This window comes from Mucilaginibacter sp. cycad4 (assembly GCF_034263275.1).
Classification (GTDB): Bacteria; Bacteroidota; Bacteroidia; order Sphingobacteriales; family Sphingobacteriaceae; genus Mucilaginibacter.
Map to the genome: position 1 here is coordinate 2,017,283 of NZ_CP139559.1, position 12,975 is coordinate 2,030,257.

The following is a 12,975-nucleotide window of genomic DNA, read 5'->3' on the forward strand; positions in this document are numbered from 1 at the left end:
TGTATGATAGGCGAATTAAACCCGAAAAAGCTTTTATACAGAGATGGCGTTAGCCAGTCGCAGAGGCTGATGGCCGAACTTGACCCTGCCTATATCAATATTGAGGATCGTAGCCTCGGCGATTTTATTGTATTTGCCAGGGATTTTGCCCATTACCTGCGTTTTTATAATACAGATAATGAGTCTTCAACTAACTGGGGGGCATTTTTAACCGGTGGCGCTGCACAAGGGTTGCCACAGGACAAATGGCTTGCCGATCTGCTTATTTATATTAATGATCCTGAACTATTTGCGGCACAACAGCCCGAAAAAGCCAAAGTGTACGCTAACCCGCACCTGGCATTGTTTGTTGCTTTTTTGAAGCTGCTGGAAACGATAAAAACACAGTTAAACCAATTTACAAAAAAACACCTTGATCTTTATTACGGTGAGTTACTGGGCTTAAGCCGAAAGAAGCCGATTCCTGATGTGGTGAATATCATTATTGAATTAAGCAATGATGTTGAGGAATTGCTGCTGGAAAAAGGAACGGCTGTAAACGCCGGTAAAGATACGCTTGGCAAAGATCTGGTATATAAGATACAGAAAGATACACTAATAACCAAAGCCACTGTAGCCAGGATCAAGTCGGTCTTCGTCGAAAAAAAATTCATTTCGCTGAAGGAAAAATGGACCGAAAAGGATGTGTTGGCTTCAGTTAGGGCGATGCTGAATATGGCACTCGGGTATGATACCTTTAACCCCGACCTTTTTCTGAACAGGGATAAAAGTATTAAAAACGATGTGGTTAAAGCTGAGGCCATAAAATATCAGCTAAAAAGCTCCGAACTTAACGGGATAGTTGATTTTGTTACAGATAACGTTGGAGGGCAAAACGCTGATATAATATCAACCTGGCTCACCGGAGCTTACAGGCGACAGCAACTTCATGTAAAACGGATGGAACTTGAAGGCGATGCGTCTGGATTTAAGTTCATTGAGTTGATATTAGCTGGTGCCGATGAGCGTTTACCTAAATTTAAAGGCAAAACTGTAACCGAGACAGGATTTTTACAGATTAAGGAATACCTGCAAACAAATAATAGCGACGAAAAGACCGAGGCAGGTTTATATGTGCAAGGAAAACTGCTGTTGCCGGCAGACGATTTTATTTGGCTTGCAAACCTCATCGCGAAAAAAGATACAAAGAATCCGGATTGGGCGACAGCGTATGTGATACTTGAAACTACTTTACAAAAAAGAGGTATTCTGCCTGAAATTCCGGCAGATACAGAATGGCTTGGCATTTTAGCATCAGCCGACGTGAAGGCGGACAGGCCTGATGGGCCGCCCGGTCGCTTCCGCATGTTTGGCGAACCCAATCCTCATGCCGCCAATACAATAGAACCGGCTTTAGGTTTAGCAATTTCGTCGCCGCGCTTTGCATTAAGCGAAGGGAGCTGTAAAATCGATCTTTGCATTTCATTCAAACCCATTGATCAATTAAAAGCCAGTCAATTAAAACAAGCACTTGAAGATAAAAAACAACCATGTCCATTCCGTTTTTTTATGGGCAGAGCCGAAAGTTGGAATGAAATATATAGCGCCCATCTTCAGTTTGACGACCCGGCACGCTTTGGAAGAGATGCGTCCCTGACAGATTCCTTACCTGATGCCGGCGACGAAACCGTTAAAAGCAATACCTTATGTATTAAGCTCGATCTCGACGCATCAGCGCCGTTGGTGCTTACAGACAACGCCATAGCCGGGCAGATATTGAACTTAAAAGTTACTGACCCGGCGATAGTAATGGTATTGGCCGGCGGTGCGGTAACTGATAGCGCACAACAGTTCAAAAAGTGGTACGGGCTTTTTAACAGTATGTTTATTGAAAAAGTAAAGGCGGATATTACGGTTAGCGGTATCAAGTCGTTCTCACTTCAAAACGATATCTCGTGGCTTGATTCCAAAAATCCGTTTCAACCTTTTGGCCCGGCACCGCTATCCGGCGACCGGCTTTATTTTTCGCACCCCGAACTGGTAGCCGCGCCCATCAACTCATTAACACTAAACTTTGAGTGGATGAACGCTCCTTTATCGTTTAAAACCTACTACGAAACCTATAGAAAAGTATATGACCAGGAACTGAACGGATCGAACAAAGAAATTACAGGGAACGATCATTTTAAAGCTGAGCTTAAACTGGTGAGCAATGGAAACCCATTGAGCCTTGGTGAAGTTAAACTTTTTGAAAAAGGCAAACCGGTAATCGTACCCGATAACTACGTCGATCTACCCGCTACAGAATTTAATAACCAGGAAGCAATAGTTAACCAAAAAAGGTATTTCATCCTTGAATTGATGGATGATTTTAACCACGCTGCTTATCCTTCGCTCCAGGCAATACAAATGCTGGCCTACGCCGATGATGTTAAAAGGACAGCCGTTTTAAATATGCCATACACGCCCAGGCTAAAACGACTAAGCGCAGGATATACCACCTCGTTCGAAATTTTTGCAGCAAAGGAAAGTAGTACGGGATGTTTGTACAGCATTAATGCCTTTGGTTATTCAAAGTTAGCGGTCGCCGGTGGCCGTTTAATTCCAACTTTAAATTATGCCGGCGAACTTTATATTGGTTTAACAAACCTCAACAGGCAACAAAACCTATCATTATTGTTTCAACTTGCCGAAGGAACCGCAGACCCTGAACTGGTTCAGCCCGCCGTATCCTGGAGTTTTCTTACCGATAACCGATGGGTGGCGTTGCCGCAATCAACTATTGTATCTGATACCACCAATGGCTTGGTTAACAGCGGTATTATTGAATTGAAACTTCCTGCAGGTATCACCAATCAAAACACATTATTGGGCGAAGGCCTTTACTGGCTAAGGGCCGCGGTAAATGAGCAAACCGCTGCCATGCCCGATGCAATAGACATTATTGCACAAAGCGCTGGTGCAATATTTATCGATCAGGGCAATGCTGCCGATCACTTTGTGAATTTATTGGGACCAGGAAGCATAAAGGGCCTGGCCGAAATTACTCCAGGTATAAAAAGGCTGGAACAGCCCTTCGCTTCGGCACAAGGGAGGCCCGGGGAAACAGATCAACAATTTTATAACCGTGTTAGCGAGCGCTTAAGGCATAAAAACCGGGCGCTTACGCTTTGGGACTATGAACGGCTGGTATTGCAGCAATTTCCCGAGATATACAAAGTAAAATGTATGCCCGGAAATTATTCGGCGCAGCCGGCTGATATGGGTAAGGTAGATATAATTGTACTGCCCAATATCAAAGGGAAGTTTGCCTTTGATCAGTTTCAGCCAAAAGTACACCCAGGCCTGCTGCTTTCAATAACCGAATATCTCAACGAACGTATTCCGCCTTTTGCAACCGTTAAAGTAAGGAACGCTGTTTATGTAACGTTGAAGATTAAAACAAGGGTGAGAATACGGGAAGGGTTTAACGAAGAATTTTATTTGACCCAATTAGAAGCCGATCTTAAAAAATTCCTGTCGCCATGGGCGTATAACGATGATGCCGATATCATCATTGGCGGACGAATGTACAACAACGTCGTTGTCAATTTTATTGCAAAAAAACCGTACATCGATCACGTGGCTACCATCAGGTTATCGCAAAGTATAAATGGCGGCCCTTTTATAGATATAAACCGGACGGACGGCGGTTCGGGAAATGACGAGCCCGAAAGTCCGGATGTGGTCCTGATATCAGCCCCTCATCACGAAATAACGCTCCTTAAGGACGACGATTTTTCTCCCGATTCGATGATTGGAATTGGTTATATGGAAGTTGCCAACGATTTTATAATACCCCCCAACCTAATAATTACATAAAAAAGGAAGTCATGATAAAGAATAAAGTAGATCTGAAAGCTCGTTTCAAAGCCAACTGTATCCCCACCCAAGCCGACTTCGAAGACTTGATCGAATCGGGCATTAATCAGCTTGATGATGGAGTTAAAAGAACTCCGGGCGATCCGCTAACCATTATGGCCGTGGGTGATACGCAGGAACTGCTGTCTTTATCCAAATCATTTGATCCTAAGCAACCGCCTGCCTGGAAAATTAATTTAAACCCGGCCCCGGCCGACGCGCCCGCTAACCCAGGGTTTAATATTGCCAACGCCGGAGGCGAAAGCCGTCTGTTTATAGACGAAGCAACAGGCAACGTGGGCATTGGAAATAAAATGCCCAAAGCCAGGCTTGATGTAGCCGGAGAAATGCATATTAAAGGTGCTATTGACGTCACCGGTACTATTAGTACCATGGCCGACATTAATGCTAACGGGCTTATTAACACAAAAGCAAATATTCATGCTGATGGTGTTGTTGAGGCTAACGTTATTGTCGCGAGAGATAAGGTAACTGCCGGTGGTGCTGTTGAGGCTAACGTTATCAGTGTGAGAGATAAGGTAATTGCCGGTGGTGCTGTTGAAGCTAATGTTATTATCGTGAGAGATAAGGTAACTGCCGGTGGTGCTGTAGAGGCAAATGTTATCAGCGTGAGAGATAAGGTAACTGCCGATGGTGCTGTTGAAGCTAATGTTATTATCGCGAGAGATAAGGTAACTGCTGGTGGTGCTGTAGAGGCAAATGTTATTACCGTGAAAGATAAGGTAATTGTTGGTGGTGCTGTAGAGGCTAACGTTGTGAGCGTGAAAGATAAGGTAATTGTTGGTGGTGCTGTTGAGGCCAAAGGGGTTATTAGCACCGATGGAAATATTCATGCAGGCGGTGCTATTGATGCTAATGGGCTCATTAGCACAAAAGTAAATATTCACGCTGATGGAGCTATTGATGCTAAAGGGCTTATCAGCACGAAGGGAGATATCCAGGCCGACGGAAATATTCAGGCAACCGGACGCGTAAACATAGGGGTAAGAGAAGCAAACGATAGGCCGCCTGTGAAGTTGGATGTTCACGGCACTGTTTATTTTGAAGGGGGACCCATAGTAAGTGAGTTTTATTCAAAACAACAAGGCGGATATATGAACTGGAACGTTAACAACGGAACCGGGGAAACCACCTTTATCAACAATAGCGGAAGAGGCCCCGGTGGTTTTATGTTTTATAATTATGATGGGAGAGAGGCCCCTTTACAGCCCATACTGCCAAGATATAAAAAGCTTCTTTATCTCACGGCTGATCAATCGGTTGATTTTTTTGGCGACATCAGGATAAACGGTACGGTTAGGGTAACATCTGATCTCCGGATCAAAAAAAATTTAACAAGTACTAACAATGTGGCCGACCTTGACATATTGTGTAATTTACAGGTAACCAACTATCAACATATCGACTCCCAAAAAACAGACAATCAACCGGTAAAAGGCCTGATAGCCCAACAGGTAGAAGAGGTATTCCCGGAAGCCGTGTTAAGCAAACAGGAGTTTGTACCCGATATTTACGCGGCCGCCGAAAACGTGACAGGAGCAGGTAATACCGTTACCTTTACAATGGGTAAGCCGCACGGGCTGCAAAATAACAATACGCTGAAACTCCTTACCTCATCAGGAGAAAAAGAAAAAGTGGTAACCGTAACCGGTGAGTATAGCTTTACTATTGAAGGCCAGGCCGATGAATACAAGGATGCGCTGGTTTACGGTAAACAAGTAGATGATTTCAAAATGCTTGATTATAACCGCCTGTTTGTGCTTAACATAAGCGCCACACAACAGCTTAAAATTGAAAATGAACAACTGAAAGCTAAAAACCAGATATTAGAAGCAATGCTGGCAGATTTTGAACTGCGCCTAAGCACCATAGAAAATTTAAAAAACTGAGATTTGGCCGCACGATGGATATCCTTAACCGCTCTGTAACGCTAAATAGCGAGGCACCCGAATCTCCCGGGCTCGATTTTGATACGCTCCGTGAAGAGGGTATCAGTTATTTGCAGCGGCTTGCAGGTAGCACCTGGACTGACTATAATACACATGATCCGGGTGTTACCATTTTAGATCAACTTTGCTACGCCCTTACCGATTTAAGTTATCGCATTAGTTTTGATGCCCGGGAACTGCTTGCTAAACCTGATGGGCACACATATGGCAGCCTGTACAGCCCGGCCACCATTCTTACCGTTAACCCGGTTACCTTAGCCGATTTAAGGAAAATGTTATTGGACATACCGGGCGTAAAAAACGCCTGGGTTGAAAAAATAGATAACCCGCAGCCAGCCATTTATTTTGACCCCCAAAAGAACACGCTCTCGTTGCACCAAGGCGAAAAGCAATTGAAAGGTCATAGCTCAAACTCATTGAGCCAGGTTAAAATCAAGGGCTTATACCGGGTGTTGATTGCTAAAACAAGCCGAAATGCATCAAATACCGAACTATTAAATAAAGTATGTGCCCGCTTATATGAATGCCGTAACCTGTGTGAAGACTTTGATGATATAAAGGTAATGGAGGAGGATAGGGTTACGCTTAGGGGCAATATTGAAATAGGCAGTACCAAAGATGTTAATGTTTTGGCTGCTAATATTTTATACCGCATCGCAGATTGGGTTTCGCCTGCCGTTAAATTTTATACTTTATCCCAAATGTTGGCCAAAGGTAAAGCAATAGATGAAATTATGGACGGGCCTGCACTTCACCACGGCTTTATTGATGATGATGAGCTAAAACAGTTGTCCCGCCGGTCAAAACTATATGCTTCAGATCTGATCCGCGAAATAATGAGCGAACCTGATGTTAGAGTGACCGATGAGCTTTGGATGAGAGTAACAAGCCAGGAACAGGAGAACAATTGGGCAATCAGCCTGGATATTAACCGCTTTCCCGTACTTGACGAAGATGCTTGCCTGGATACCTTAAAATTTCAGAAAAACGGACATGCGCTTAACATCAATAAAGAAGCTGTATCAGATTATTTGATGCAATTGAGAAATACCGGCGCTTTTACGGAGCTGCCACAAAATGAAAGGGATATTATACCCGATACACCAGATGTGCGCAACATTGGCGGCTATTATTCTATCCAGAATCATTTCCCCGAAATTTATGGCATCGGCGAAATTGGCTTGCCAGGGTCGGCGCCGCCATTAAGAAAGGCACAGGCAAAACAGCTTAAAGCTTATTTGTTATTTTTTGAACAAATACTGGCTAATTATTTTCAGCAGGCAGCAGGAATAAAAAACCTCTTTGCCTTTGATAATCATGATATTCACACTTATTTTCATCAATCGCTGGTTGGCAAAATACCCGGCGTAGAAGAGTTATTAAACCCCGGTTATAACGATGAAAATATGGCCATTTTAACCGAGGCACCAGCGCAGGCGCTTGAACGTAAAGACCGTTTTTTAAATCACCTGCTCGCCAGGTTCGGCGAAAGCCTAAATGATTTCTCCGTATGGTTAAACGATAGTTTTCCCTCGCCAAATACAAAGGAAAAGGATGCTATAGTACAGGAAAAAAAAAGGTTGGAACTATATAAAAATGTATTGATAAAAAGCAAATTGAATTTTCTTTATAACTATCCGGTCATAAGTGCCCAAAGAGGGAAGGGGTTCAATTATTCACAGCTAACATGGGGAAATGACAATATATCAGGACTGGAAAAACGGATAGCGGGAAAATTGGGAATATTGGATTATACAAAGGGAAGCTTAACAGATAACCGGGACGGTTTTCATATGATAGAGCATATCTTACTACGTCCGATGCTTTCAGATAAAACGATCCTTGATCGCTTTATGGATACCCATAGTTTCTCTGGGTTTAAAAAAGATACTGAGGGTTTTGTTATTTGCGAGTCCGCAGTGCATGGGTTGCAAAATAGAGATGTGATTGTAATAGCCGACAAGGGCATAGAAACAGAATATACGGTATCGGAGGTTCTTGTAGACAGTTTCCGGATAATGGCTGGTTATGATCAGGATACGATTGCGCAGCGCAAAAAAAATAACGAACCGGCGTTGTTGTGGAAACGCAACGATATTAACTCAACTATATTCGCGTTTGCTAAGCAAACATCCCCAATACCCGATCCTTACTCTTTTCAGCTTACATTTGTATTTGCCGACAGCAACAGGAGGTTTAAAGACAGCAAGTTCAGGGAATTTATTGAAACAACCATTCGCGAAGAAACACCCGCTCATTTAACCGTTTATATTAAATGGATGGATGATGACGCGCTAAACCGGTTTGAAAATGTTTTCCGGATTTTCCTTGGCGAATTAAAAGAACTTAGCACATTTTTACAATGGCCGAAGAAAATTACCTATTAAGAGGAGCGCGGAACACCCTGCTTGATATGCTCTTAGACCCGATAGGCGGCACCTATCCATTATTTGACCTGCCGGTAAAAGCGGTTAGTGATGTGGTGTTTTACAATAATGCAGCAGAGCTGATAGTTAGTAACAGCCAGCCTGACGTATTATACCGCGTTTTTGAAGACATAAACAATCCCGGCGAAGGGCTGCATACAGATAGCCGGTCAGATCTGATACTTAAAACCGGTTTGCTGATAAACCAGGTGCATGCGTTCAGGGTACTTGCCACTAAAATATATTCGCCGCAAAATAGCTGCGTCCTGCTACAGGGGGCCAATATACGGGTTGGTGTAAACACGGGGCTCGAAGTTGTGGCCGGGAGGAACCTGTTAAATTATGGTGATAAAGCGGTATTGATTGTAAAAAATGCGCAAAAGAACGCCAATTATTCCATTATCTATTATACCAAATCAGGCGAAGCGTTATCTGTTTCTCAGTTAATGTGCATTGACAACAAACAGGAGCTTGAAACCACACCCTATCCTGCCGTTAAAACTACAGGAGCCGATGAAATAATTGCGGTTCGCATAAGCCCCCTGGTATTAGGTAACGATGCCGACATCCGGCTTGAAACAATATACGGACTGCGGGAGGATATGGAACTCAGCGTAGCCGTTTTTGATGAAAACACCGGATTGTCGGGTGTTTTGTTAAAGGTTACCACCATAAGCGTAATGCCCGACCTTAATTTACCGTTGGATTGGTTTATGCAAAAATCTAAAACTCAAACCGGTGCTGCTGATTACGGGAGTAAGGTAGGATTGAGACTTGGTAATACACAAAAATCAGTAAAATACCAGTTAAAACTGGAGGCAATAGACTCCGACGAACCATTGTTGCCACCAGATAATCTTTTAAGTAATTGGTTTGTCGGCGACGGCGATACGTTTGATATTCTTTTAAATATACCCGCAAAAGAGGATATGGTTATAGTTGTCACAGCACAAAAACTATCGGACGCATCACATACCGGTCAATTGACTTCACAAGTAATAATACCGGTTTATCCTGATGAAAATAAAAAGCTGAGCGTGGTGAGTGTTACCGGCTCGGGCGATAAGGCTATCCGTTTAGATCAGCCGCAACGTGGTATATTATACCAGCTGCGCAATCCCGGCACTAAAGAAATGATTGATCCTCCCGTGTTTTACCACCGCAATTATGGCATTGGTAATACCCGTGTCAGCGCCAATGTGATTGAACGGCTATATAAAACGGAGAAAATTGATTTAAAAGGTAATAGGACGTTTGCAAAAAGCTTGTTTGTTGTTGATACATGTAACCAAAACAACGAAGCAGAAAAGGATATGGCGCTGTTGCCCGTTGGCCCTTTAGCAGATACAGCGTCATTCGAGGTAACAGCTACTAAATCTACCACCGGTTTTTCTGTAATTATAGATACCGTAAAGGTAAGCATCTGATATGGTACAACAAAGTCATGTGATAAAAAGGCAACTACTTGACCTTCAAATTGATGACCGGCTTGATGCTGAGCTGATCCAAAATAATGTATCAAAAATATTAAAAGATAAGCTGATGCCGATAATTGGCAGCTACCTTGACACATTAGGCGATCCTGATAAAACGAACCGGATAGACCGCTGGGAAATTGACCTTGGTTTGATATACGCAGATAACCTGCAGCATTTATTGGAGACAAGTATGGAGGAACAGTTACGCATGGGTAAACCGGCGTTAATCAGTACACCAACTCCCGTTGTGGCAACTGATCAGGATTTGCCCATCGTGCGGGGGGCAGATTTTGAGCTTGTCGCTTATTTTCTTCAAACCGGTGCCTTTCCGTGGTGGGCTAAAAAAACTGAGCCGGCTATGTTTGAAAAGGCGATAAGAGATTTATTAACTCAGCCCTCAGTCAGCTATCGTGAACTGTTTGACCGTGTTGCTGTTGAAATGGTATCGCTTAAGCGCTTAATTTACACATGCACTGATGATTTGCTTTTTCTGATAATTGAGAAACTCGACCCGCCCAACAAGGCTGCTGAAAAAAATTACCGGTACTTATACAAGGCCCTGAGCGCGGGTCAAAATGAAAGATACTTCCGGGAAAAATGTTGGATAGCTTTATTTACAAACGCTTCGCAAAACAGCCGGCTATCTGGAGGAGGCATATCGCCGGTAATAAAGCTTTTTTTTGAAGGATTTAATAAAAATGAAGCCATACTGATAAATGAAAAGGATAAGAATGAACTGTATGCTGAGTTAATGTTTTTTTACAATAGGAGCGTGCGCAACTTAGCAATGGCAGTAGAAAACTTAGGGAAAGCTTATTCGCAACAGCTAACAGAAACACTCGCCTTGCTGATAGCAGGTACCGCGGCAAACAATCCGGGCAACACCATCATTGCCACGCAGGACGGCGATACCCCGCGAGCTATAATCGCTAACATTCAAAGGCTTTTAAATGAAATCAGGACATTGCTTAAACAGGAATTGGTAAAGTATAGAATAGCGCCTCCGGTCTTGTTTATTGATTTAACCGAAAACGGACAAATTAGGCGACAGGAAAAACCGGTTACGCCCCCCGATATAAAACCAGATCAACAAATTGGCCCGGCGCAACTACCGGTGACGGCTGATGACAACAAGTCTGCCCAACAAACTTCACCGCAAAATGCGACGATGAAGACAGATAGACAATTGGATGAACAGGCGCCAACGCAAGATATAGCGGCAACGGTTAACAGGCAATTGAACCAACAAATACCAGAGCAAAACACTACGGTAACAAATGCCGGTCAATCCCGGGAGGAAGAAGCATACCAGGCGGGTTTGGCACAGGTCATCAATTCTTTTAACGATACCGATAAGCTCTACATCCATCATGCCGGGCTAATTTTGCTTTGGCCTTTTCTTTCACGTTTTTTTTCAAAACTGGGGCTTACAACCGACAATGTTTTTACAGACCGTTTGGATCAGTACAAGGCCTGCCTTTTGCTCCAATATCTTGCCATGGGCCCCGATAGCCAACCTTTTGAACCTTTTCTTCCACTGAATAAATTATTATGCGGTATGGATTTGTTTGAACCGGTAGACATTCAGATGGAGATTATGCAGCACGAATTTGATGAAGCAGATCACTTACTTGCAGCTGTGATAGCTAATGCACCAATGTGGAAAACCTTGTCGGTTGAAGGCCTGCGGCAGGCCTACCTGCAACGCGAAGGGATTTTAAGCACGCGCGATGGAAATTGGCTGCTACAGGTAAAAAGAGAAACCTATGACATCCTTGTAGATAGGTTGCCATGGTCAAACCAAATTGTTAAACTCCCGTGGATGGACAATTTAATTTTTGTAGAATGGCAGCTAAGCTAAAATCGGTAATAGAAAAAAACGCAGCGTTTTTAACGTTAGAAATGGAGTGGCTGAGGCAGATCATTGATCTTCGCTTACGCTTGTATTTTAACGAAAATACCTCAAACAAATCTATAACTGAAATACTGCCACCTGCAATAAATGCGGAGGACGGGCCCTATCCTGCCTTTATTATGGCTAATGAATTATCATTTCCACAGCGTGTATTGCTTGCACTGGCCATTGCACCCGGCATAAAGCCCGAACTACTTGACGCTTTTTTTGCCAAAAATATTACTTACGATAAAAAATTTTCGGAGTTTGGCGGCATAAGCTCGGCAACTGCAAACAACTTTATCCCCACAGTTCAAACGGCGCTGTTTTTGTTGGCAGGAAACAACCTTCAGCTGCGCTTTCAATATCATCAGCTGTTTGATCCTGATGAGTTGCTCATTAAACTGGGGGTTATTGAACTGAAGGATGCACATAATGAGCACTCTTTTTTTAACTCCCTTTTACACGTGCAGGACGACTATATTGGCCCCCTTATCACAGGCACGCATAAAAAACCAATGTATAGTGAAAGCTTCCCCGCAAAATTGCTAACAACAGGCCTTGATTGGGATGATGTTGTGCTCGCTACCGCCAGCAGGGAAGGCGTTGAAGAAGTACTGGATTGGATTAGGCATGGAAAAGATGTGTTAAGTTTGCAGGGACTACAAAAACGTTTAAAGCCAGGGTACAAAACATTATTTTATGGTCCGCCGGGTACCGGGAAAACCCTTACAGCCGCATTACTTGGTAAAGCGACAGGCAACGAAGTGTACCGTATTGATATTTCGCTTATCGTATCGCGCTATGTGGGCGAAACGGAGAAGAACCTTGCCAGAGTTTTTGATAGGGCCGAGAGTAAGGATTGGATACTGTTTTTTGATGAGGCCGACGCACTTTTTGGCAAGCGTACGGATGTAAACAGCTCGAATGATCGTTTTGCCAACCAGGAAGTTGCTTACCTGCTTCAGCGGATAGAAGATCATAATGGTATGGTTATATTGGCATCTAACTTAAAAGATAATATTGATAAGGCTTTTTTAAGGAGGTTTCAATCCCTGATCTATTTCCCTGTTCCGGGTGCGGATGAGCGGTATTTACTTTGGAAAAATGCCTTCTCCGAAGGAATGCAGCCTGCAAAGGAAGTGGAATTACAGTTGCTGGCCGAAAAATATGCACTTTCGGGGGGCTCCATAGTTAACGTGGTGCGCTATTGCTGCCTGAAAGCTGTGAAGAATAACGCCATTTTTATTACCGCAAAAGATATTGACGACGGCATACGTAGGGAGTTGCAAAAAGAGGGGAAAATTATTTGAAGTATCGTGTCGATA

6 protein-coding genes are annotated in these 12,975 nt (G+C 43.4%); all 6 read left to right on the forward strand.

The window, feature by feature from the left end; translation table 11 throughout:
* The first annotated feature begins 3 nt into the window (after window positions 1-3).
* The 6 genes from SNE26_RS08200 to SNE26_RS08225 are packed head-to-tail and all read left to right on the forward strand — an operon-like array spanning window position 4 to window position 12,960.
* Complete coding sequence (locus tag SNE26_RS08200; RefSeq protein ID WP_321558871.1) at window positions 4-3,840, forward strand: baseplate J/gp47 family protein; 3,837 nt, start codon at window positions 4-6, stop codon at window positions 3,838-3,840.
* Window positions 3,841-3,851: 11 nt separating this feature from the next.
* A complete protein-coding gene (locus SNE26_RS08205; RefSeq protein WP_321558872.1) occupies window positions 3,852-5,789 on the forward strand; it encodes a tail fiber domain-containing protein in 1,938 nt (645 codons plus the stop codon).
* Between the two features lie 14 nt (window positions 5,790-5,803).
* Window positions 5,804-8,236, forward strand: coding sequence for a hypothetical protein (locus SNE26_RS08210; RefSeq protein WP_321558873.1), 2,433 nt, complete (start codon window positions 5,804-5,806; stop codon window positions 8,234-8,236).
* Window positions 8,212-9,702 (forward strand): hypothetical protein, encoded by a 1,491-nt coding sequence (locus SNE26_RS08215; RefSeq protein ID WP_321558874.1) that lies wholly within the window; start codon window positions 8,212-8,214, stop codon window positions 9,700-9,702. The genes SNE26_RS08210 and SNE26_RS08215 overlap by 25 nt, the downstream gene beginning before the upstream one ends.
* A 1-nt stretch (window position 9,703) precedes the next feature.
* Window positions 9,704-11,614 (forward strand): contractile injection system tape measure protein, encoded by a 1,911-nt coding sequence (locus SNE26_RS08220; protein WP_321558875.1) that lies wholly within the window; start codon window positions 9,704-9,706, stop codon window positions 11,612-11,614.
* Window positions 11,599-12,960, forward strand: a complete 1,362-nt coding sequence (locus SNE26_RS08225) for an ATP-binding protein (RefSeq protein ID WP_321558876.1) — start codon at window positions 11,599-11,601, stop codon at window positions 12,958-12,960. Before SNE26_RS08220 ends, SNE26_RS08225 begins: the two co-directional genes overlap by 16 nt.
* The last annotated feature ends 15 nt before the right edge of the window (window positions 12,961-12,975 follow it).

What these genes read in the sequence shown, in the direction of transcription:
- SNE26_RS08210 (WP_321558873.1), top strand. Translation starts at nt 5,804, where the DNA reads ATGGATATCCTTAACCGCTCTGTAACGCTAAATAGCGAGGCACCCGAA.
- SNE26_RS08220 (WP_321558875.1), top strand. Translation starts at nt 9,704, where the DNA reads ATGGTACAACAAAGTCATGTGATAAAAAGGCAACTACTTGACCTTCAA.
- SNE26_RS08200 (WP_321558871.1), top strand. Translation starts at nt 4, where the DNA reads ATGATAGGCGAATTAAACCCGAAAAAGCTTTTATACAGAGATGGCGTT.
- SNE26_RS08215 (WP_321558874.1), top strand. Translation starts at nt 8,212, where the DNA reads ATGGCCGAAGAAAATTACCTATTAAGAGGAGCGCGGAACACCCTGCTT.
- SNE26_RS08225 (WP_321558876.1), top strand. Translation starts at nt 11,599, where the DNA reads ATGGCAGCTAAGCTAAAATCGGTAATAGAAAAAAACGCAGCGTTTTTA.
- SNE26_RS08205 (WP_321558872.1), top strand. Translation starts at nt 3,852, where the DNA reads ATGATAAAGAATAAAGTAGATCTGAAAGCTCGTTTCAAAGCCAACTGT.